General features: G+C 70.0%; 22 protein-coding genes. 8 read left to right on the forward strand and 14 right to left on the reverse strand.

From position 1 onward, the window contains the following. Positions 1 to 7 precede the first annotated feature (7 nt). The 4 genes from holA to JN22_RS19885 are packed head-to-tail and all read right to left on the reverse strand — an operon-like array spanning position 8 to position 4,786. A complete protein-coding gene (gene holA, locus JN22_RS19870; protein ID WP_085555588.1) occupies positions 8 to 1,033 on the reverse strand; it encodes a DNA polymerase III subunit delta in 1,026 nt (341 codons plus the stop codon). 36 nt (positions 1,034 to 1,069) lie between these two features. Then, on the reverse strand, positions 1,070 to 1,630 hold the full coding sequence (gene lptE / locus JN22_RS19875) for an LPS assembly lipoprotein LptE (RefSeq protein WP_085555589.1): 561 nt from the start codon (positions 1,628 to 1,630) through the stop codon (positions 1,070 to 1,072). Then, complete coding sequence (leuS, locus tag JN22_RS19880) at positions 1,617 to 4,187, reverse strand: leucine--tRNA ligase (RefSeq protein ID WP_085555590.1); 2,571 nt, start codon at positions 4,185 to 4,187, stop codon at positions 1,617 to 1,619. Before leuS ends, lptE begins: the two co-directional genes overlap by 14 nt. A gap of 59 nt (positions 4,188 to 4,246) precedes the next feature. After that, positions 4,247 to 4,786, reverse strand: a complete 540-nt coding sequence (locus tag JN22_RS19885; RefSeq protein WP_085555591.1) for a DUF3576 domain-containing protein — start codon at positions 4,784 to 4,786, stop codon at positions 4,247 to 4,249. Positions 4,787 to 5,088: 302 nt separating this feature from the next. Here JN22_RS19885 and JN22_RS19890 point away from each other — a divergent pair, with 302 nt between their 5' ends. Together JN22_RS19890 and JN22_RS19895 are read left to right on the forward strand one after the other, a co-directional pair. Further along, the gene (locus JN22_RS19890) at positions 5,089 to 6,270 is read left to right on the forward strand and encodes a porin (RefSeq protein WP_085555592.1); all 1,182 of its coding nucleotides are present in this window, start codon (positions 5,089 to 5,091) and stop codon (positions 6,268 to 6,270) included. Between the two features lie 305 nt (positions 6,271 to 6,575). Further along, the gene (locus JN22_RS19895; RefSeq protein WP_085555593.1) at positions 6,576 to 7,679 is read left to right on the forward strand and encodes a porin; all 1,104 of its coding nucleotides are present in this window, start codon (positions 6,576 to 6,578) and stop codon (positions 7,677 to 7,679) included. A gap of 111 nt (positions 7,680 to 7,790) precedes the next feature. Here JN22_RS19895 and JN22_RS19900 read toward each other — a convergent pair whose 3' ends face one another. Beyond that, positions 7,791 to 8,327 carry a hypothetical protein gene (locus JN22_RS19900; RefSeq protein WP_085555594.1) on the reverse strand — a complete coding sequence of 179 codons (537 nt, stop codon included), beginning with the start codon at positions 8,325 to 8,327 and terminating at the stop codon, positions 7,791 to 7,793. Positions 8,328 to 8,441: 114 nt separating this feature from the next. Between JN22_RS19900 and JN22_RS19905 the strand changes: the two genes are divergently transcribed. Next, a complete protein-coding gene (locus JN22_RS19905; RefSeq protein WP_085555595.1) occupies positions 8,442 to 9,170 on the forward strand; it encodes a YggS family pyridoxal phosphate-dependent enzyme in 729 nt (242 codons plus the stop codon). On the opposite strand, the gene JN22_RS19910 is transcribed toward JN22_RS19905, so the two are convergent. The 3 genes from JN22_RS19910 to ribA all read right to left on the reverse strand — a co-directional run bounded on the left by JN22_RS19910 (position 9,155) and on the right by ribA (position 12,089). Further along, on the reverse strand, positions 9,155 to 9,712 hold the full coding sequence (locus JN22_RS19910; RefSeq protein ID WP_085555596.1) for a L,D-transpeptidase family protein: 558 nt from the start codon (positions 9,710 to 9,712) through the stop codon (positions 9,155 to 9,157). The two genes, JN22_RS19905 and JN22_RS19910, sit on opposite strands and share 16 nt — an antisense overlap. Further along, positions 9,709 to 10,665: a hypothetical protein gene (locus tag JN22_RS19915; RefSeq protein WP_143268367.1), complete on the reverse strand. Its 957-nt coding sequence runs from the start codon at positions 10,663 to 10,665 to the stop codon at positions 9,709 to 9,711. Before JN22_RS19915 ends, JN22_RS19910 begins: the two co-directional genes overlap by 4 nt. 218 nt (positions 10,666 to 10,883) lie before the next feature. Beyond that, positions 10,884 to 12,089 (reverse strand): GTP cyclohydrolase II, encoded by a 1,206-nt coding sequence (gene ribA, locus JN22_RS19920; RefSeq protein WP_085555598.1) that lies wholly within the window; start codon positions 12,087 to 12,089, stop codon positions 10,884 to 10,886. Between the two features lie 218 nt (positions 12,090 to 12,307). Between ribA and JN22_RS19925 the strand changes: the two genes are divergently transcribed. Both JN22_RS19925 and JN22_RS19930 read left to right on the forward strand, forming a co-directional pair. Further along, complete coding sequence (locus JN22_RS19925) at positions 12,308 to 12,883, forward strand: glycosyl transferase (protein WP_179166195.1); 576 nt, start codon at positions 12,308 to 12,310, stop codon at positions 12,881 to 12,883. Positions 12,884 to 12,959: 76 nt separating this feature from the next. Then, the gene (locus tag JN22_RS19930) at positions 12,960 to 13,655 is read left to right on the forward strand and encodes a response regulator transcription factor (RefSeq protein WP_085555599.1); all 696 of its coding nucleotides are present in this window, start codon (positions 12,960 to 12,962) and stop codon (positions 13,653 to 13,655) included. Here the strand turns inward: JN22_RS19930 and JN22_RS19935 are convergent. Next, positions 13,637 to 14,368: a hypothetical protein gene (locus JN22_RS19935; protein ID WP_085555600.1), complete on the reverse strand. Its 732-nt coding sequence runs from the start codon at positions 14,366 to 14,368 to the stop codon at positions 13,637 to 13,639. The two genes, JN22_RS19930 and JN22_RS19935, sit on opposite strands and share 19 nt — an antisense overlap. Positions 14,369 to 14,629: 261 nt before the next feature. On the opposite strand from JN22_RS19935, the gene JN22_RS19940 reads away from it, so the two are divergent. After that, positions 14,630 to 15,490 (forward strand): MBL fold metallo-hydrolase, encoded by an 861-nt coding sequence (locus JN22_RS19940; RefSeq protein ID WP_085555601.1) that lies wholly within the window; start codon positions 14,630 to 14,632, stop codon positions 15,488 to 15,490. Positions 15,491 to 15,670: 180 nt separating this feature from the next. Beyond that, complete coding sequence (locus JN22_RS19945) at positions 15,671 to 16,522, forward strand: YcbK family protein (RefSeq protein WP_085555602.1); 852 nt, start codon at positions 15,671 to 15,673, stop codon at positions 16,520 to 16,522. Positions 16,523 to 16,550: 28 nt separating this feature from the next. On the opposite strand, the gene xth is transcribed toward JN22_RS19945, so the two are convergent. Both xth and JN22_RS19955 read right to left on the reverse strand, forming a co-directional pair. After that, a complete protein-coding gene (gene xth, locus JN22_RS19950) occupies positions 16,551 to 17,345 on the reverse strand; it encodes an exodeoxyribonuclease III (protein WP_085555603.1) in 795 nt (264 codons plus the stop codon). A gap of 8 nt (positions 17,346 to 17,353) precedes the next feature. Continuing rightward, positions 17,354 to 18,037: a fumarylacetoacetate hydrolase family protein gene (locus JN22_RS19955; RefSeq protein WP_085555604.1), complete on the reverse strand. Its 684-nt coding sequence runs from the start codon at positions 18,035 to 18,037 to the stop codon at positions 17,354 to 17,356. A 422-nt stretch (positions 18,038 to 18,459) separates the two neighbouring features. Here JN22_RS19955 and JN22_RS19960 point away from each other — a divergent pair, with 422 nt between their 5' ends. After that, positions 18,460 to 18,954 (forward strand): MarR family winged helix-turn-helix transcriptional regulator, encoded by a 495-nt coding sequence (locus tag JN22_RS19960; RefSeq protein ID WP_223677803.1) that lies wholly within the window; start codon positions 18,460 to 18,462, stop codon positions 18,952 to 18,954. Between the two features lie 122 nt (positions 18,955 to 19,076). Here the strand turns inward: JN22_RS19960 and JN22_RS19965 are convergent, their stop codons facing one another. The 3 genes from JN22_RS19965 to JN22_RS19975 all read right to left on the reverse strand — a co-directional run bounded on the left by JN22_RS19965 (position 19,077) and on the right by JN22_RS19975 (position 21,304). Beyond that, positions 19,077 to 19,841, reverse strand: a complete 765-nt coding sequence (locus JN22_RS19965) for a gamma-glutamyl-gamma-aminobutyrate hydrolase family protein (RefSeq protein WP_085555606.1) — start codon at positions 19,839 to 19,841, stop codon at positions 19,077 to 19,079. Positions 19,842 to 19,904: 63 nt separating this feature from the next. Further along, a complete protein-coding gene (locus JN22_RS19970; protein ID WP_085555607.1) occupies positions 19,905 to 20,540 on the reverse strand; it encodes an HdeD family acid-resistance protein in 636 nt (211 codons plus the stop codon). Positions 20,541 to 20,635: 95 nt separating this feature from the next. Further along, positions 20,636 to 21,304, reverse strand: a complete 669-nt coding sequence (locus JN22_RS19975; protein ID WP_085555608.1) for a LolA family protein — start codon at positions 21,302 to 21,304, stop codon at positions 20,636 to 20,638. Positions 21,305 to 21,376 lie beyond the last annotated feature (72 nt).

The raw sequence follows: 21,376 nt of genomic DNA on the forward strand, positions 1-21,376 counted from the left end.
GAAACCGCTATCGCCGCGCCGCCAGCGAGGCGAGCTGGAACAGCACCCGCGCGCAGATCGTCTGGTCGGGCATGTTGGTCCGCTTGCAGTCGGCCTCGGCGTCGACCAGCCGCTCCAGCGCTTGACGGACGGCGTTGGGCGACCAGCGGCGGGTCTGGCCGATCAAACGATTCTTGAGCTTGAAGAAGACCGGCGGGCGGATCGACTCGACCGCGGCCTCGGCCGACTTGCCTGCGGCGATCTGGGCGCACAGCAGTTGCAGGCGCTGGAAATGCCGCTGCGCCCCGCGCAGGATCGGCACCGGCGAGGTCCCTTCGGCGAACAGCCGGGCCAGCGAGCGGTCGAGCGTGGCGAAGTCGCCTTCCGCCGCCGCCCAGACCGGTTCATCCATCGACAAGGCGGCGCTGTCGCCGATGCAGGCCTGGGCGTCCTCCAGTGTCACGCGCCTGGTCCCGCCCATGTAGAGCGCCAGCTTCTCCGCCTCGTTGCGCGCGACCATGCGGTCGCCGACGAGGTTGGCGGCCAGGAAGGTCAGCGCGTCGGGATCGGCGGTCAGGCCGTGGCCGTGCAGGATGTCGGCGATGACCCGGCCGAGCGACGCCTCCTCCTCGACGTAGCAGGGGATGGCGGCGGCGGCGTCCGCCCCCTCGAACAGCAGGCGCAGCTTCGAGCGCGCCGACAGGTCGCCCGACTCGACGAGGATCAGGCTGTCGCCGGGCGGCGGGGTGTCGAGGAAGGCGGCGAAGGCGGCGGTGGCGTTGTCCTCGGCGTCGCGCACGCGGATCAGGCGGCGCCCGCCGGTGAAGGACAGGGCGGCGGCCTCGTCGGCCAGCCGGGCCGGGTCGTCGGCGACGGCGCGGCCAAGGAACTCGGCGACGCGGAAGGGATCGGCCAGATCGTCGACCACGGTCTTGCCCAGCGTCTGGGCGCGGTCGCGCACGAGGCCGGAGTCCGGGCCGTACAGCAGGACCGCCCGGATCTTCGGATCGGGCTTGCGCAGGAAGCCGTCGATTGCCCTGGCTTGCAGCTTCACCGGCGGCCCCCCGTCGCTGGGACGCGGGTCGCCGGGTTACGACCCACGGCCGAGATGCATCGCGACGCGGGTCGTGATGTCGTTGGAGATTTCCAGCAACGCCCGGTCATAGGCGTTCTCCACCGTCAGCAGCCCGGCGTAATGCTGCTCTAGGATGTTGTAGCTGATCATCGACCGGGAGCTGGACGCGAAGACCACCTGTCCGTTGGTGGTGTCGGTCAGCCGGTAGGGCGCGTTGACCAGAAGCTGGGACCGGACCGCCGAGGCATCCTTCTGCAAGGCCAGCTTCTGTTCGACCGCCGTCACGGAGACGTCCAGACGGTAGCGCGTCTTTTCTGGCCGGCTCGACTCGTAGAAGCGGTCGATCAGCAGGTTGCGCAGCTTCTGCCCTTCCCGATCGGGGATCGAGGCGATGTCGACGCTGTGCAGCTTCTCCGACGCTCCGGCCCCGATGCCATGGTCGCCGTAGAGCGGCTGGAAACCGCAGGCCGCCGTGGCGGTGACGGCGAGGGCGAGAAGCCCCCGCGTCACGGCACGGCTCACGGCACGGCGCAGGCTCGGGAAGCGGCGGAAACCGCCGAGGTCAGACGACGACATTGATCACCCGGTTCGGGACGACGATGACCTTGCGCACCGGCTTGCCCTCCAGCGCGCGCTGCACGTTCGGGTCGGCGAGCGCGGCCTGTTCGGCGGCGTCCTTGGCCATGTCGCGCGGCAGCTCCAGCGTGGCGCGCAGCTTGCCGTTGACCTGGACCGCCATCTTGACGCTGTCCTCGACCACCAGGGCGGCGTCGGCCTCCGGCCAGGGCTCGTCGGTCAGCAGGGTCGTGTGACCGAGCTGGACCCACAGCTCCTCGGCGAGGTGCGGCATCATCGGGCCGACCAGACGGACCAGCGACTCGAAGCCCTCGCGCAGAACCCAGGCCTCGCCCTCGCTCTGGCCGTCCAGCTCGCCGAGCGCGTTCGACAGCTCGCGGACACGGGCCACGGCCTTGTTGAAGCGGAACTTGTCGAGGTCGTCCGACACGCCGGCGATGGTCTTGTGGACCAGCCGGCGGGCGGCGTCGGCCTTGGGGCTCAGCGTTTCGGGCTTCGGCGTCCCGGCCGGGGGCAGGGTGACGGGCGCCTCGGTGATCATCCGCCACAGGCGGTTGATGTAGCGCCACGCACCGTCGATGCCGGCCTCGGTCCATTCCAGGTCGCGTTCCGGCGGGCTGTCGGACAGCATGAACAGGCGGGCGGCGTCGGCCCCGTAGGTGCCGATGATGTGCGCCGGGTCCACCACGTTCTTCTTGGACTTCGACATCTTCTCGACGCGGCCGACGGTGACCGGCGCGCCGGTGTCGGCGCGGACCCACTGGCCGGCGTCGCTCCTCGTCAGGTCGGTCGGGGCCAGCCACGCGTTGGTGTCGGCGTCCTTGTAGGTCTCGTGGTTGACCATGCCCTGGGTGAACAGGCCGGTGAAGGGCTCGTCCAGGTTCAGGTAGCCGCAGCTCTTCAGCGCGCGGGTCCAGAAGCGCGAATAGAGCAGATGCAGCACCGCGTGCTCGATGCCGCCGATGTACTGGTCGACGCCCAACCAATAGTCCACCGCGTCGCGGGTGAAGGCGGTGCCCTCTTCCTTGGGCGAGCAGAAGCGGGCGAAATACCAGGACGACTCGATGAAGGTGTCGAAGGTGTCCGTTTCGCGCACCGCCGGTTTGCCGCAGTCCGGGCAGTTCACATGCTTCCAGGTCGGGTGGTGCGACAGCGGGTTGCCGGGCTTGTCGAAGGTCACGTCCTCGGGCAGCACGACGGGGAGCTGCTCGGGCGGGACCGGGACGATGCCGCAGGCGTCGCAATGGATGACCGGGATCGGGCAGCCCCAGTAGCGCTGGCGCGACACGCCCCAGTCGCGCAGGCGGTACTGGGTGGTGCGCTCGCCCTGGCCGGTCGACTCGAGCCGCTCGCCGACCGCCTGCTTGGCGGCCTCGCTGTCGAGCCCGTCGAGGAAGCGCGAGTTGCGCAGCAGGCCGGGGCCGGTGTAGGCGTCGTCGCCGACCCTGAAGGTCGCCGGGTCGGTCCCCTCGGGCACCACCACCGGCAGGACCGGCAGGCCGTACTTGCGGGCGAAGTCGAGGTCGCGCTGGTCGTGCGCCGGGCAGGCGAAGATCGCGCCGGTGCCGTATTCCATCAGAACGAAGTTGGCGACGTAGACCGGCAGCTCCCAGCTGGGGTCGAGCGGGTGGACGACCTTCAGCCTGGTGTCGAAGCCGCGCTTTTCCGCCGTCTCGATGGCCTCCTCGCTGGTGCCCAGCCGGTTGCACTCGGCGATGAACTCGGCCAGCTCGGGATTGGTCGCGGCGAGTTCGGCGGCCAGCGGGTGGTTGGGCGAGATCGCCGCGAAGGAGGCGCCGAACAGCGTGTCGGGCCGGGTCGTGAAGACCTCCAGCGTGTCGGCGCGGTCCTTGATGGCGAAGCGGAAGCGCAGGCCGGTCGACTTGCCGATCCAGTTCTCCTGCATGATGCGGACGCGCTCGGGCCAGCGGTCCAGCGTCTCCAGCCCCTTCAGCAGATCCTCGGCGAAGGCGGTGATCTTCAGGAACCACTGCGACAGCTTGCGCTTCTCGACCAGGGCGCCGGTGCGCCAGCCGCGGCCGTCGATCACCTGCTCATTGGCCAGAACGGTGTTGTCCACCGGGTCCCAGTTGACCCAGGATTCCTTGCGGTAGGCGAGGCCCGCCTTCAGGAAATCGAGGAACATCCGCTGCTCGTGGCGGTAATACTCCACGTCGCAGGTGGCGATCTCGCGGTCCCAGTCGATCGACAGGCCCATCGTCTTCAGCTGGCCGCGCATGGTCGCGATGTTCTCGCGGGTCCAGCTCGCCGGGTGGGTCTTCTTCTCCAGCGCGGCGTTCTCGGCCGGCAGGCCGAAGGCGTCCCAGCCCATCGGGTGCAGGACGTTGAAGCCCTTGGCCCGCTTGAACCGGGCGATCACGTCGCCGATGGTGTAGTTGCGGACGTGGCCCATGTGGATGCGCCCCGACGGGTAGGGGAACATCTCCAGGACGTAGTATTTCGGGCGGGAAGCGTCCTCGCGCGCGGTGAAGCAGCCTTGGCTGTCCCACGCGCTCTGCCACTTCGCCTCGGTTTCCTTGACATTGTAACGCGACATGGACGCGACGCCGTTTTCCGTGTGTGCCGATCAGCTTGAAATGCGGGTGCCGCCGCGCGTCAGCGCGTGGCGGCCGCCTGCGAGACGCGGAGCTGGCGGGCGCGGGTCAGCACCGCGTCCTCCAGCGTGCCGGCGGTCTCCGGCCCGACGTTGGCGTCGCGCCATTCGCTGCCGTTGCGCTGCTGCTTGAAGACCGAGACGCGCACGCCGTCGGCGCGCAGCTGGCGGTCGAGGATGTAGAGGTTGACCTTGAAGCGCTCGTTCGGCGAGTCCGGCGGGGTGTACCAGTCGGTCAGGATCACGCCGCCGAACGGGTCGGCCGAGGCGATCGGCATGAAGGACAGGGTGTCGAGCGAGGCGCGCCACAGGAAGCTGTTGACGCTGAGGCCGTTGGCGCTGTCCTGCTCGCCGCCGCGCTTGTTCTTGCCGAACAGGTTGAGCCCGCCGTCGGTGCCGAGCAGGCTGCCGAACTTGTAGTCCTTGTTCTTCATCTGCTCCTCCACCGTCTCGGTCTTGCCGCCCCAGCTGGAGCAGCCGGCGACGGTGACGGAGGCCGCGAGCAGGACGGGGACAAGGCGAAGTGCGGTCAAGCGGCGCATGGTCGGAAACCCGGATCAGACAAGAGGGCACCGTGCGCCTGGTCGCGCGCGGAATGCCGGTGAAAAGACCATAAATGGACGGGCCGGCGCAACAGCGGAAGCGGGCGCCGAGCCGTTGCGCAATGACTCGGTGTGCGTTGCGGAACGGCCATTCCTAGTGTGCTCCGTGCGACACACTGTCCCCCCAATGCAGCATTCCGCCCGATTTGACGCTTGCTGGCTCGGGCCGGGGTGCGTACGAAAGTCTCAGCCAGGACGTCAACCAGGCTGAAACATCTGCTGCCAGGATGGAGGCAACTATCATGAACCGTTATCTGCTGGCCGGCTCCGCCGCCGTTGCTCTCGCTCTCGGTGCTGGCGCTGCCAACGCCCAGGCCAAGTTCGATGTGAAAGTCGGCGGCGACTTCTACTTCGAGGGTGGCTACGTCGACCAGGACCTGGACACGGGCACCCGTTCGACCGAGTTCACCAACCGGATGCGCATCAACATCATCCCGTCCGCCAAGGCCGACAACGGTCTGGAGTACGGTGCCCGTCTGCGCTTCCGCGCCGCCAGCGGCCAGAACAACGGCCGTACCACCGACGCCGACCGCGCCTATCTCTTCGCGCAGGGCACGTTCGGTCAGGTCCGCCTGGGCGTCCAGAACTCCTTCAACGACGAGACCTACGTCACCGCTCCGCAGGATTACCTGCCGCTCGGCATCTATGACGGCGTCGCGTCCTTCCTGAACATCAACACCGACATCGCCTCGGCCAACGGCCCGGCCGGCGTCAACGGCAGCCTGATCGGCCAGTCGCTGGTCGTCGAGAAGAACTCGACGAAGATCGTCTACTTCTCGCCGCGCTTCGCCGGTCTGCAGCTGGGCGCCAGCTACCTGCCGCGCAACGACAGCTCGCACACCGACGTGAACCGTCAGAAGGTGATCGGCACGGTCGCCGGCCAGTTCAACACCACCTTCCAGGACATGGTTGAAGTTGGTGCGAACTACAACAACACCTTCGGTGGCGTTTCGGTGAAGGCCAGCGCCGGCTACTTCTGGGGCCAGGCCGCCGACAACACCACCATCGCCGGTGTGTCGTCGAACTACAAGGACCTGAACGCCTGGCAGGTCGGCGCCCAGCTGGGCTACGCCGGCTTCAGCGTCGGCGGCAGCTACGTCGATTACGGCAAGTCGGGCCAGAACGAGCGCGCCGGTTACTTCACCGAGAACACCCGCAGCTGGGTGGTCGGCGTTCAGTACACCACCGGCCCGATCGTCGTCGGCGCCAACTACAAGAACGGCAAGGACGCCGGTTCGCTGGCCGTTGCCGGCGAGCGTGAGCTCCAGGTCTACGAAATCGGCGTCGGCTACACCGTCGCTCCCGGCCTGACCCTCCAGGCCCAGTACGACTACTTCAAGGCTGACAGCGACCTGTCGACCGCGGCCGTTGACCGCGACGACAAGGGCAACGTCGTCATCCTGCGTTCGGTCCTGGCGTTCTAATAAAACGTCCGGCAACGGAACAGGAAAGGGCGGTGGCTTCGGCCACCGCCCTTTTTTTTGTGCCCAATCTTTGCACCCATCGCCTGTTCGGTGGGCAGCGAATGTGCTGTTTTTGCGGCAGTGCCATAATAGTGTTGTATATCAATAGGTTGTCTGTGTGTCGCCAATGCCACTGTGTGGCGTGAGGGAGTGTTTCATGACACTTTGCCTCTTGCCTGCGGAAACGGGGCGCGGTTAAGTCAAAGTCACAAAGACAACCGCTCGACCCCGCAACAGGGGTGCCTGCCTAAAAGGATGGACAATCCATGAAGCGTTCTCTCGTTATCGGCTGCGCCGCCGTCGCCCTCGCGGCTGGTTGCGGCTCCGCCTCGGCCCAGTCCAAGTTCGACGTCCTGCTGGGTGGCGACGCCTTCTTCCAGGGCGCCTATGTCGACCAGGATCGCGACCAGAACCAGCGCACCACCGAATTCTCCAACCGTCTCCGCCTGACCATCACCCCGACGGCCAAGGCTGACAACGGTCTGGAATACGGCGCCCGCCTGCGTCTGCGCGCGGTCGGCAACGGCAACAACCGCACCACCGACAACGACCGTGCGTTCATGTTCGTGAACGGGTCCTTCGGCTCGATCCAGGCCGGCGTGACCAACGGCCTGTCGGACGACTCGGGCATCATCGGCCCGAACCCGGACGGCATCGAGGGCTCGCCCGACGGCTTCGTCACCACCTTCTACACCTTCCCGGGCCTGGTCGGCGCCGGCGCGCTGCCCTACGTCATGGGCAGCCTGCGCACCCTGGAGTCGGGCGACGCCAGCACCAAGCTGGTCTACCAGACCCCGACCTTCGCCGGCTTCAAGCTGGGCGCCGCCTACACTCCGGTGATGGGCAGCAGCAACACCAACGTCAACCGCCAGAAGAACACCACCAATTACCGGGACGTCGGCGAAGTCCAGGCCACCTACACCGGCGCGTTCGGCGCCGTCGCCATCGAGGCGAGCGCCGCCTACCAGTTCGGCAAGGCCGATTTCAGCAACACCGAGGACCTGTCGTCGGTCCATGCCGGCCTGAACGTCGGCTTCGGCGGCTTCAAGATCGGCGGCAGCTACGCCTTCAGCGGCGACAGCGGCTACGCCAAGGGCGCGACCGGCATCGACGACGCGCAGGTCTGGATCGTCGGCGTCAACTACACCACCGGCCCGCTCATCCTGGCCCTCAACTACACCGACGCCAAGGGCATCGACAGCAACTACTTCGGCGTCAACGCCCGCACCCACCTGTGGCAGGCCGGCGTGACCTACACCGTCGCTCCGGGCCTGACCACCGGTCTGGAATACAGCTATTTCGACAACAAGGTTGGCACGCTCAACAACGATGCCAATGTGTTCCTGTGGGACACCCGCTTCGCTTTCTAAGCGATCGGTTCCTGGCAGCACAAACGTGGGCGGCGGAGCAATCCGCCGCCTCTTTTTGTTTCAGGCCGTCCTTGTTCCAGACGGCCCTTCAGGCGTTTCGGCCGGACCGGATCACGGCTTCTTCGGCGCGGCCGCGTCGGTGTCGCACATCATCAGCAGGACCGAGGTCTCCATCGGCACCCAGACCATCAGAAGACGGCGCTTCTCGCGGTCGGCGAGGAAGACGATGGTTTCCGGATCGACCACGGCCTTGGGCTTGACCTCGCCCACCAGATAGCCGGTCCGTCCGAAGCCGATCATCGTCCCCTGGAAGATGCGGTCGAGCCGCGTCTGGTCGTCCTTGGCGAGCTCCCAGCCGAACTGCTCCTGGCGCACGCAGCGGCGGCCGTATTCGGCCATGATCCTGCCCATGTAGTCGCGGTAGGTGCCGTCATCCGTCAACAGGTAGGCCGGTTCGCCGAAGCGGACCTGGGCCATCGGCGAGCCCTGCATCGTCTTGGACTGGGTCGGTTTCGCCGGCTTGGCCGGAGCCGCCGCCCTTGGGGCCGCCTTGCCGGACTCCTGGGCCAGCGCGGGGGCCAGGGGGGAGCCGGCGGCGACCAGGACCGCGAACAGGGCGGACAGGAGGGGGCGGAACGGGCTCCGCATGCGGAGGTCTCCTCGGACGTGCGTCGTGTTGGGGATGCTTGCGTTTCCCAAGCCTGTCGGCTACCACGCCGAACGGTCCCCTGTACACCGGGACCGTCCAGATTGAGGGCCGCCATGACGCCGACGCAGGGCATCGAACCGCCGCATTCCTCCCCCGATCCCGAGGCGACGGGCGTCGCCGGGCGCCTGGCCGAGGTGCGGCGCTCCATCGCCGCCACCGCCACCGCCTGCGGACGCGCCGCGGAGGCGGTGACGCTGGTCGCGGTGTCGAAGACCCACCCGGTCGAGGCGGTGGAGGAAGCTCTGGCCTCCGGCCAGCGTGTCTTCGGCGAAAACCGCGTGCAGGAGGCCAAGGGCAAGTTCCCCGCCCTGAAGGCCCGCTTCCCCGATCTGGAGCTGCATCTGATCGGCCCGCTCCAGACCAACAAGGTCAAGGACGCGGTCGCCCTGTTCGACGTGATCCAGACGCTGGACCGCCCCAGGCTGGCCGAGGCGCTGGCCGAGGAGATGGCGAAGACCGGCCGCCGGCCGCGCTGCCTGATCGAGGTCAACACCGGCGAGGAGCCGCAGAAGGCGGGCATCCCCCCGGCCGGGGTCGAGGCGTTCCTGGCGGATTGCCGCGACCGCCTCGGGCTGCCGGTCGCCGGTCTGATGTGCATCCCGCCGGTCGACGAGGAGCCGGCGATGCATTTCGCCCTGCTGTCGGAGATGGCGCGGCGCCTCGGTCTCGCCGAGGTCAGCATGGGGATGAGCGGGGACTTCGAGACCGCGGTCCGCTTCGGCGCCACCCATGTGCGGGTCGGCACCGCGATCTTCGGGGCGCGGCCCTACCCGGCGGCCTGACCGGCCCCGTCCGGCAGGGGCAGGGGAAGGGGCTGGGGTGGGACGCTCAGCGCGCTTCCCGGCCCGCAGTCCCTCAGCAGGCGCAGAAGATCGTCGAGGGCGAGCGCGATGCAGCCCTCGGTCGGTTCCCAGCCCGGCCGCGCGACATGCAGGAAGACGGCGCTCCCCCGGCCCGGAACGACCGGATCGTCGTTGTGCCCCATCACCACGATGACGTCGTAGACGCCGTCCTCGCGCCACAGCGCCTCGTGGCTGGCGGGGTGGGGGCGCGTGACCGGACGGTTGTAGGCGGGGTCGTCGGGGGCGTCGCACCAGCCGTCGTCGGCGGCGATGGGCCGGGCGGGCAGCCCGGTGTCCGGCCGCTCCAGCCGGTCGCTCCGCCACAGGACGCGGCGCAGCGGAAAGCGGCCGACCGGCGTGCCGCCGTCGCCCTCGCGCTTGTCGGCGCGGATGCCGCCACGGCCCAGCGCGCAGCGGACACGGCCGCCCGGCCAGACCAGATGACCGTCCGGCTCGACCGCGATCTCGACCGGACCGCTCACCCCGACACCCGCAGGGTGGGGGCGGCGGGCTGTGCGGCCTTGCGGGACTGCTCGTACTTGGCGAGGTTGCGCATCATGGTTTCCGACAGCGTGTCGGGAGTCGCGGCCGGGATGGCGCCGGGAGCGGCGGCGTTGCCGTTGGCCGGCGGCGCCGGGTTCCCGTTCGCGGCGGGCGCCTGTCCGGCGGCCTGGGCCTGGGCCTGGATCTGGGCGTTCGTTCCGGCATTCCCATGGGCAAGTCCCTGGGCGCTCACCGGGACGGAGCCGGGCATCGGGGCGGCGAATTTCGGAACGCTGTGCTTGACCATCGTCGAGCTGGCGAGCGGGGTGTCGCGCGGCGGCATCTTGCCGGGAGGGGAGAACGCCCCGTGCGCCGATCCGGCGGCGAGCTGGGCGGCCAGCGACGGCGCCCCGGCTTCAGCCCCGGCGGTTCCCGTGGCGCCGGGCTTCACGGGTTGCCCGGCCGCCGCCGCGGGGAATGCCGGCGTTGCGGCCGTCTGGACGGCCTGCGGCCCTCCGCGCAGCTCCACGGGGGAGCCGGCGGTGGCCGGCCCCCCCGCGGCGGCCGCGACGGCAACGGAGTCGGTGGGATGGGCATCGCCCCCGAAGCCGAGCGACGCCATGATCTGGTCGCCGATGTCCTGCCCCTGGGCCTCCTCCACCACGGCGTTGGCGATCGCCGTCATGCCGCCCAGCGGGCCGCCGTAGAGGATGCCGCCGATCACGCGCGATGAAGGCTGGATCGTGTCGCCGGTCAGGTTCCGGTAGATGGTGTTGACGATCGGGATGTGCTGGAGCGGGTTGATGACGTCGAGGAAGTCCCAGAAGGACATCTCGCCCCGGATCTCGACCCCGCCGCCCATGTGACCATCGTTGATGATCGGCGACGGCCGCTCGCGCGGCGCCGTGCGTTGCGCGGCGCTGCTGTCGATGGTGGTGGCGTCGATGGCCATGGGCGGTCTCCCGGCGCTGAGGTCACCCGTCGGAGAAGCAAGCCTTGTGCCAGCCTTGACGCGGCGTCGGGCGGTCCTTTCGGGCCCTCCACCCGGAATCCGATTCCGGTCCGCCGGCCCGAGGGCGGCTTCCGGGCGGAGAGGCGGCAAGAACTGCCGGGGCGGGGTGCGATTCCTGCCCGCCTCCTTCCGGCGGCCGGGCCGGCCGGGACCGGGCTTCAGAACATATGGCCGCTGCGTTCCGCCTTGGTGCGGAGATAGCCTTCGTTGTGGCCGTTGGCCGGGAAGATGTGGGCGACGCGCTCGACCACCGCGATGCCGCAGCGGGCGAGCTGGCGCAGCTTCTCCGGGTTGTTGGTCATCAGCCGCACCGAGCCGAAGCCGAGCTGCCGCAGCATCTCCGCCGCCGGCAGATAGACGCGCTCGTCGGCCTCGAAGCCGAGGATCTCGTTGGCGTCCACCGTGTCGAAGCCCCGGTCCTGGATGCGGTAGGCGCGCAGCTTGTTGACCAGGCCGATGCCGCGGCCCTCCTGGGCGAGGTACAGCAGCACGCCGCTGCCCTGCCGGGCGATCTCGGCTATCGCGCCGCGAAGCTGGTCGCCGCAATCGCAGCGGAGGCTGCCCAGCAGGTCGCCGGTGAAGCATTCCGAATGCAGGCGGGCCAGCACCGGCTGTTCGGGGTCGGGATCGCCGATGACGATGGCAAGATGCTCCGGCCCGCCGTCGGCCGGGCGGAAGGCGTAGATGCGGGTGTCCTCGGCTCCGCTCAGCGGCACCCGCGCGTCGGCGACGCGGCGCAGCGTGCGCACGACATGGACGCGGTAATCGGCGACGTCGCGGGCGCGGACCAGCAGCAGGTCATGCTCGGCCGCCCACTCGTCGGCGCTGGTGCCGGGGTCGGGGACGTCGGCGGTGATGGCGGCGGGCAGCAGCCGGGCCAGCCGGGCGAGGTCGACCGCCGCCGCCTCGCGCGTGCCGGCCGGCATGGCGGCGGCGGTCAGGCCGGCGGGCAGGGTGGTGGCGTCCGGACGGTGCTCGGGGTCGGCCAGCGCGTGCGCCTGATCGGCGGTCAACCCGCCGGCGCAGCCCAGCGCGACCACGCCGGGTCCCGCCGCGCCGGGTCCCGCCAGGCCAGGTCCGGCAGCCACGCCCGGCGCCTCGTCATTGCCGTCCCCGGCCAGCCCCAGCATGATGGCGCGGCGGCGGGTGACCGCAAGGCTGGGGGTGCCGCCGGTCAGCGCCTTGAGCCGTTCCACCGCGTCGATCGGCACGGATTCGACGGACACCGCGGCGCCGACCGTGCCGTCGGCGGTCTCGATGGCGACCACCTCGCCGCGTCGGAGAGCGGCCAGCGCACGGTCCACCGCGCGTACGGCGGCTTCGTCGATCGTGGGAACGGTGTCGGTGCGGCGTTGGGCGTGCATCTTGCGGGGTACTTCGTGGCGAAAGGCGGAAGATGGTGCGGACGGCGGGCGAAGCAAAGCGCAGGAGGCGCGCCCCTGTCCAGCGTTTCCCGCGCGCCACTCCGTTGCCGGGACCGCAACGATCCCCGTGACGCGGTCGTGGTTCCGACGAACGGGCAGTGCCCGCGGACCGCCGCGCCGCGCTAGGATGGAGAAAAACAGCGAGGGAGCGTGTTTCCGTGACGACGAGCGACCCACCGGACCCGCAACGGCCGGCTGCGCAGGCCCAAACCCTGCATGTGGTGCTGCCGGCCGGCCTGCCGCCCGGCTCCTACAGCCTGCGCATGGTGGAGGCGCTGCGCTCGGCCGGGCAGGGAATGACCGTCCACGCGCTGCCCGGCCCGCACCCCCAGGTCGATCCGTCGGCCATCCTCGCGGCCGACGTCGCGCTGTCGCGCCTGCCCGACGGTGCGCCGGTGCTGATCGACGGTTCGGCGCTGGCCAATCTGGCAGCCACCCTGCCGACCGACGACCGCCGGCTCCGCTTCACCGCGCTGGTCGACCGGCTGCACTGGACCGACGAAGGGCTGAGCCCGGAGGAGGCGACGGCGCGCCGCCATCTGGAACAGGGGGCGCTGGCCCTGATGCGCCGCATCGTGGTGCCGGACGCCGCCGCCGCCGCCGCCGTCGCCGAACTGGGGATTCCGCCCGACCGGGTGACCCGCGCGGAGGCTCGGGAGGAGGAGGTGCCGGCGCTGTTGACGCAACTGCCCGGCTTTGCGGCCGGCGCGGTGCTGCGTGAGGGCGGCGCGTGACGACGACGCGTGGCGACAGGGACTCGAGCGCCATGCTAAGGTCCCGGCCTTTCCGACGGTCCGGTTCCGTGCCCCCATGACGCCTCCCAAACGCATTCTTCTGGTCGATGACGACACGGCGCTCCGCCAATCGCTGGCCGAGCAGCTCCGTCTGCTGGAGGAGTTCGAGACGGCGGAGGCCGGCGACGGCGCCGCGGCGCTGGAGGCGGTGCGGCAGGGAGGAGGCGGCTTCTCCGCCATCCTGCTCGACGTCGGCCTTCCCGACATGGACGGTCGCGACGTCTGCAAGCTGCTGCGGCGCGCCGGAGTGCGCTGCCCGATCGTCATGCTGACGGCGTCGAGCACCGACGCCGACACCATCCTGGGGCTGGAATCCGGGGCCAGCGACTACATCGCCAAGCCGTTCCGGCTGGGCGTGCTGATCGCCCGGCTGCGCGCGCAGCTCCGCCAGTTCGAACAGAGCGAGGACGCCGTCTTCACGATCGGCCCCTACAGCTTCCGGCCGGCCGCCAAGCTGCTGCTCGACGAGGCGGCGAACCGGAAGGTCCGGCTGACGGAGAAGGAGACGGCGATCCTCAAATACCTCTACCGGTCCGGCGATCTGGTGGTCGGGCGCGACACGCTGCTCGGCGAGGTGTGGGGCTACAACGCCGGGGTCACGACCCACACGCTGGAAACCCATGTCTACCGCCTGCGCCAGAAGATCGAGCGCGACCCGTCCAACGCCGAGATCCTGGTGACCGAGCCCGGCGGCTACCGTCTGGTGCCGTAGGGATTCCCGCCCCCGCGCCCGGCGATGGTGATCTCGCCGGCGTAGCCCGGCCAGCGGCGCCGTTCGCGTTCCAGCGCCGGGGGGCGTTTGCCGGGGCTTCCCCACAGGCCGCGGCCGCGCGGCACCACCGGCAGCAGGCGAAGCTTGCGGCCGACGATGGCGAGCCGGCGGCGCCAGTGGCCGACGATGTGCGCCGACACGCCGACGCGCCGGGCGATCTCCTGGTCGGACAGCAGGGCGCTGCCGGGATCCTGCAACAGCTCCAGCACGGCGCGCCGCTTGTCGCCGCTGGTGTGGCGGGAATGCTTGCGCTCCAGCGCCTTGCCCATGTCCCACAGCTTTTCCGCCGTGTCGCGCGCCAGGCTGCGCCAGCGGTCGGCCTCGTCCCTGTGGCGGTCGCTGTCGCCCGCCGCCTTGTCGAGCTGGCGGCGCAGGGTGGCCAGCTCCAGCTCCAGGTCGCGGACCTGGCGGCGCAGCCCCTGGACGAGCTGGTCGGGCGGCGGCGGCTGGGCCGGGGCGGCGGGGGTGACGACGATGGTGGGGTCGGGAGCCGGACCCGCCGGGTCGGAGGGACGCGCCCGCTCCGCCAGGTCGCGGAAGGAAAGGCCGGCGCGCGACAGCATGATCCGGGCCGCGCGCAGGGCGGACAACGCCTCGCCCTGATGCTCCGACTCGGCCATGGCGAGGACTTTGGCGAGCTTGTCTGGGTCCATCCGTCGTCGGGTCCGTCGTCGGGTCCGGCGGCGCATCCCCATGGCGAGGGGGCTGCCGCAAGAAGGGAGCCGCGCAATGCGCGACCACCGGCACGCTACCACATCTTATAGGTTCGGACACACGCCCATCGTGGGGGCGCCGGAGGAGAAGAGAGGCGATCGATCGGGGAGGAGGGGTAGGAAAGCCTCCCATCGGCGCTTAGGCCGTTCGGGTGGTTTTTGCTCGACTTAGGTCACTGGCCTCGCCAACATGGCGCCGAAATGACCGCCGGAACCACGACCACGCCCGCCTCGGCGACCACGCCCTTCACCGTCCGTTTCTGGGGCGTCCGCGGCAGCATCGCGTCCCCGGGACCCGGCACCGTGCGTTACGGCGGCAACACCGCCTGCATCGAGGTGCGCTGCGGCGACGCCCACATCGTCTTCGACTGCGGCACCGGCATCCGCCCGCTCGGCGAGTTGCTGGCGCGCGGCGGTCCGGTCGACATCGACCTGCTGCTGACCCACAGCCATCTCGACCACATCTGCGGGCTGCCCTTCTTCGCGCCGGCCTTCAACCCGGCCAGCCGGCTGCGGCTGTGGGCCGGGCACCTGCCGCCCGACCGGCCGTTCCGCACCGTGCTGTCGGACATGATGACGGCCCCGCTGTTCCCGGTTCCGGTCGACGTCTTCCAGGCCGACTGCGATTTCCGCGACTTCTCGGCCGGCGAGACGCTGGACCTCAAGCCCGGGGTGGTGGTGCGCACGGCGCCGCTGAACCACCCGGACGGCGCCACCGGCTACCGCATCGAGTTCGGCGGGCGCAGCGTCTGCGTGCTGACCGACACCGAGCATCCGGCGCAGGGCCGCGACCCGGTCCTCGTCGAGCTTCTGCGCGGCGCTGACCTGATGGTCTACGACAGCACCTACACCGACGCCGAATACCCGGCGCGGGTCGGCTGGGGCCATTCGACCTGGCAGGAGTGCCTGCGGCTGGCCGAGGCGGCCGGGGTCGGCCGCGCGGTGATCTTCCACCACGACCCCGCCCGCACCGACGCCGAGCTGGACGTCATCGCGGCGGAGGCCGAAGCGATGCGGCCCGGCTCCATCATCGCCCGCGAAGGGATGGAATTGGCGCTCTGACGCCGGCTCCCGCCACGCTTACCCTTTGATTCCGGTTGATTCGCCGCTATTGATTCGCAGGGCGGAAACCCCTTGGCCGTGTCGTTCCCGTCACACAGCCCGGATGTCACGGGGACCTCGTGTGACAATTCTGCTAGAACTGCGCCGCGCAACCGTGTGGGGAAGCTCCGGGGGGAAGCGATGCGGTCGATCCTGCGTGCCGTCATTCACCATGCCGCCATCCGTCATCTTGCCGTGCCGTGCCTGTTCGCCGTCGGGCTTGCCGGCTGCGCCACCGCGCCGGACGGCGCGGCCGGGCTGGGGGAAGGGCCCCGCTCCATCGTGCTGACGCACCCCAGCGGCGAGACCGTCGCCGTCACCTACTGGCGGCCGGGCGGCTACGACGCCGACGCGCTGCGCGAGATCGCCATCCTGTTCCGCGACCGCCGCAGCGGCGAGACGATCCCGGTGGATCCCGCCCTGGTCGACATGCTGGTGGAGCTGCGCCGACGCACCGGCGCGCCGCCGGAGGCGCCGATCCGCATCACCTCGGGCTACCGTTCGACGGCGACCAACGCGGCGCTGGCGCGGACGAACGCCAACGTGGCGGAGAACTCCTACCACATGCGCGGGCAGGCGGCGGACTTCTCCATCCCCGGCGTGTCCCCGGCCCGGCTGGCCGAGGAAGCGGCGGCGATGCAGCGCGGCGGCTATGCGCTCTACCCGCACACCGGCCACGTCCATGTCGACACCGGGCCGTTCCGCACCTGGACGCCGAAAAGCGGCGGCGAGCCACGCGGCGTTCCGGCGACGCAGGAGGCGAGGGCTGCGGCGCGCAACCGCAACCCGGCGCGGGCCCCGGCGCAGGTCGAGGTGGCCGAGGCGCCGGTGGCGGCTCCGCGCCCGGCCGGCAAGCCGGCGCCCGAGCGCCCCGCCGCCAAGCCGGCGCTCGCCAAGGCCCCGGCGCCGCCCGACCTGTCGAAGGTCCGCATGGTGCTGGCGCAGCTGAAGGAACAGCCGGCGCCGGTGGGCAAGGACCGGAAGAAGAACTGAGGGGAGGGGGCGCGTCGGCCCCGCCCCCTCACACGTCGAGATCGACGATCACCGGCACATGGTCGGACGGCTTGGGCTCCCAGCCACGGGCGTCGCGCAGCACGCGCTGGCCGCGCAGGGCGTCCTTCAGCGGCGGCGTGACCCACACATGGTCGAGCCGCCGGCCGCGGTTGGACGCCGCCCAGTCCTTCGCCCGGTAGCTCCACCAGGTGTAGAGCTTCTCGTCGGGCGGCACGAAATGGCGCATGGCGTCCACCCAGCCGACCGAGTTCTGCATCGCCGTCAGCTTTTCCACCTCGATGGGCGTGTGGGAGACGACGGAGAGCAGCTCCTTGTGGCTCCAGACATCCTGCTCCAGCGGCGCGATGTTGAGGTCGCCGACCAGCACCATCCGGCGGTCGGGCGACCGTTGGGTGCGCAGCCAGTCGGTCATCTCGTCGAGGAACCGGAGCTTGTGGGCGAACTTCTCGTTCACCGCCGGATCGGGGATGTCGCCGCCGGCCGGGATGTAGACGCTGTGCAGCTCGATGCCGCCCGGCAGATGGGCGAGCGCGTGGCGGCAGTCCTGCTTCCCGCACCAGTGCCGCACGTCGTGCGACTCGAAGGGCAGGCGCGACAGGATGGCGACGCCGTTGTAGCTCTTCATGCCGTGGATGTGGGTGTGGGCGTAGCCGCGCTCGACGATGGGCGCCAGCGGGAAGTCGGCGTCCACCACCTTGGTTTCCTGAAGGCAGATCACGTCCGGCCTCTCCTCCTCCATCAGGCGGAAGAGGAGATCCAGACGCATGCGGACGGAATTGATGTTCCAGGTCGCGATGCGCATCGGGCGGCTCAGCCGATGGTCAGGGTCAGGGTGCCGACGCCCTCGACCGCGCCGGTCAGCACGTCGCCGGCCACCACCGGGCCGACGCCCTCCGGCGTGCCGGTGTAGATCAGGTCGCCGGGCTGGAGCTCGACGAGGCCGGACAGGTAGGAGATGGTCTCCGCCACCGACCAGATCAGGTCGGACAGGTCGCCCTTCTGGCGCAGCGCGCCGTTGACCGAGACGGTGATGGCGCCCTTGTCCGGGTGGCCGATGTCGGCGACGGTGCGGATGGCGCCGCACGGGGCCGACCGGTCGAAGCCCTTGCCCATGTCCCAGGGCTTGCCTTCCTTCTTGGCCGCGTTCTGGAGGTCGCGCCGGGTCATGTCGAGCCCGACCGCGTAGCCGAACACATGGTCCAGCGCCTCGGCGACCGGGATGTCGCGGCCACCCTGCGCGATCGCCACCACCAGCTCGATCTCGTGGTGCAGGTTGGCGGTCTTGGGCGGGTAGGGGATGGTGGCGCCGTCGGCGACGATGGCGTCGGCCGGCTTCAGGAAGAAGAAGGGGGGCTCGCGGTCGGGGTCGGCGCCCATCTCGCGCGCGTGGGCGGCGTAGTTGCGGCCGACGCAATAGATGCGGCGCACCGGGAACGGATCGCCGCCCGTCACCGGAACGGAAGGCTGGGTCCACAGGGGAATGGCGTAGGCCATGGCAGCGGCTCTTTGCGTTGGGAACGTCGGAGGAACGTCCCCAACAGGTAACCCGAAAGCGCGCGATGGACCAAGCCTCTCCGGCGCGCGGCTGGAGCGCGGGGCCGTCGCGCGACTCGCAAGCGGGGCGATTCGGGAACCCGGACACGAAGACGCCCGGTCTGGGGGGGACCGGGCGTCGGAAGCTCCGTTTACGGAACCCGCTTGCGGCAGGGGAAACCGTGCGGCGGGCGATCGTTTCCGTATTCGGGCACGATCACTTCTTGACTCTTCAAGATGGAGTTTGTTTGGTGGGCAACCAATGCGTATAACGCATGTCAGATATGCATCGACCGTGGACTGTGCGGTTCTTGCTGACAAAGATACCCCTTGGCCCCATTTTATCCGTTGATCCGACAGTTTCTTGAAAGATGGCAGAAGCGGTGACTGACAACGAGCGTTCCACCCCCGCCGACCGGCGTTCGCGCCTGCGCCCCGGCAAAAACGGCAAGCTCGCCCTTGGACCCCTTCCCGAGCTCGTGGGCTACAACCTGCGCAAGGCTCAGGTCGCGGTGTTCCAAAGCTTCCAGACCGCCGTCTCCCCCCATGACATCACGCCCGGCCAGTTCGGCGTGCTGATCATGATCCGGGAGAACGAGGGCCTGTCCCAGTCCGACCTCGGCACGGCGGTCGGCATCGACCGCTCGACCATGGTGGCGGTGATCGACCGGCTCGAGTCGCGCGGCCTCGTGGTGCGCGCGCCCTCGCCGAACGACCGCCGCTCCTACGCGCTGCGCCTGTCGCCGGAAGGCCAGTCCCTGATGGACGAGCTGATCCCGCGCATCCAGGCGCACGACCAGGGCATGGTCAAGGATCTCTCGCCGGAAGAGCAGGTCCAGTTCATCGACTTCCTCCGCCGGGTCTCCCGCGCGAAGTGACGCCGAAGGGCTGAAGACGGCTTGGTTGTGACGAAGGGGAACCGGCCCGATGGGCGCGGTTCCCTTTGTCGTGTCTTGCCTTTGCCGTGTCCTGATGGCTGCGTCCCGGTTCAGCGGCGGACTCAGCGGCGGACGCGGCGCTGGGCGTGCTCGACGGCGGCCGATCCGAAGGCGCGCAGCAGGGCGGCGGACAGCGGATCCTCCCAGAAGCGCCATTCCGGGTGCCACTGCACCGCCAGCGCGAAGGAAGGGGCGGCGGTGACGCGCACCGCCTCGACTAGCCCGTCCTCGGCCACCGCCTCGACGCTCAGCCCCTCGGCGACCCGGCGCAGCCCCTGGCCGTGCAGCGAGTTGACGGAGACCGACTCCGCGCCGTTGGCGAGGCCGGACAGCAGGCCGCCCGGCGTCAGCCGCACCCGGTGGGCCGGGCCGTACTGCACCGGCAGCGGCGCCGTCTTGTCCTCGCGGTGGTCGTTCAGGCCGGGGACCTCGTGGACCTTCTGATGCAGCGAGCCGCCGAGCGCGACGTTCAGCTCCTGGAAGCCCCGGCAGATGCCGAGCAGCGGCACGCCCATCTCCAGCGCCGCCAGGATCAGCGGCAGGCTGGTGGCGTCGCGGTCGGGGTCGTGCAGGGTCCCCGGCTCGCTCGGCTCGCCGCCGTAGCGCTGCGGCTCGACGTTGGACGGGCTGCCGGTGACGAGCAGACCGTCGAGCCGCCCGACCAGATCGTCCATGTCGAGCGCGTTGCCGAGGGCGGGGATCAGCAGCGGCACGCCGCCCGCCCCGTCCGACACGGCGCGGACGTACTTGTCGCCGCAGACATGGAAGGGGTGCTCGCCGAGCTGGCGGGTGCAGGCGGGGATGCCGATCAGGGGCTTGAGCATCATGAACGGGAACCTCCGGTGGCCGCGTCCACTATGCCGTGTCGCGGCGCTCCGGAAAAGAGACGCTCACACCATCGGCATCGCGGTGGGGCCGGGCCGGTTGGAGTCGGCGTGGCAGCGGCGCAGGCGCAACGCGGTGGCGAGCGCCAGCACCCCGAAGGCGATCAGGTAGGCCGCCACCCCCCAGGCGAGCGCCAGCAGCCCCAGCGCCGGCAGCACCCACATGCCCAGCCCGAAGGCGATCGACAGGGCGCCAGCAATCCCCCAGGCCCATTTGCCGTGGGTGCGGTTCATGCGCCACGCCCCCATCACCTCGGCGAAGCCGGTCATGACCGACCAGGCGGCGATCAGGAACACCAGGGCGAACAGGCTGGCCGCCGGCCACAGGGCGGCGACGATGCCGGCGATCAGGCTGACGATTCCCTCCAGGATGAAGGGCAGGGCGCGGCCGTGATGGCGCGAGGCACGGATGCCGGCGAGGATGGCGAAGATCCCGTCGAGCAGCAGATAGGCGGCGAAGGTCAGGGCCAGCGTCGCCACCGTCACCCCCGGCATCGCCAGGGCCAGCACGCCCAGCAGGATAGCGGCGGCCCCGCGCAGCGCCAGCGCCCACCAGTTGCGGGCCAGCAGGTCGTTCATGCCCTGGATGCGGGATGCCGCCGTTCCGGGAGTTGGGCCTTCGGGAGTCGGAATGTGGGACATGGGAACCCTCCCGTTGCGTCTCGTCCGGAAAGGCAACAGGAAGGGAAGGGCTTTGTTTCCGCCTTTGTCTTCGATGGAATGGCTGGGGACGCCGGTCAGTTGCCCCGGCCGTAGTCCGAACCCTTGGGCGGCTCCTTGAAATAGAACATGTCGCGGTCGAAGCTCACGTCGGTGCGCGGGTTCAGCAGCGCCACCTCCGTCGTCAGGCCCTGGCCGTCCAGCACCCGCCACTTGCGGAGCTGGAAGGGGTGGTCCTCGAACACCAGCGTCAGGGTGCCCTTGCCGGAATCCTTGCTCTCGACGAGGCTGACCTCGACCACGCCGGGGGCTTGGAAGACGTTGGTGACGACCACGTCGCCGGACAGCCGGATGGTCTTGCGCAGGATGAAGTCGGCCATGGTCGAGCCGATCGGCGCGCTCGACTGCTGGCGCATCTCGCCGTCCCAGTAGAAGATGAAGGAGCCGTCGGCGACGACGAAATCCTTGATCGGCTTGTCATACTCCAGCCGCATCCGGCCCGGCCGCGCCATCGAGAAGATCCCCGTGGTCTGCTGGCCGTTGGGCGCCACCTGCACGAACTTCGATTGCAGGGTGTGGATGTTGTTCAGATACTCCTCGACCCGTGCGACGGTGGCCTGGTCCTGCGCCGACAGCCGGGCGGCGGTGGGCGCCGCCGACGCGGCCGGCGGGGCGCCGGCCGCCACCCCGGTCAGCGAGGCGGAGACGAGAAGCGTGGCGAGAAGGCGGCGAAGCACGGCGGTCATCCCTGGAAATTCCAAGCCCGGCGGTTGTAGCCGGGCCTTGTGGCGGACATAAGGCGCCGCCGGGCCGGATCC

This window comes from Azospirillum agricola (assembly GCF_020005195.1).
In the GTDB taxonomy this organism is placed as follows: domain Bacteria; phylum Pseudomonadota; class Alphaproteobacteria; order Azospirillales; family Azospirillaceae; genus Azospirillum; species Azospirillum agricola.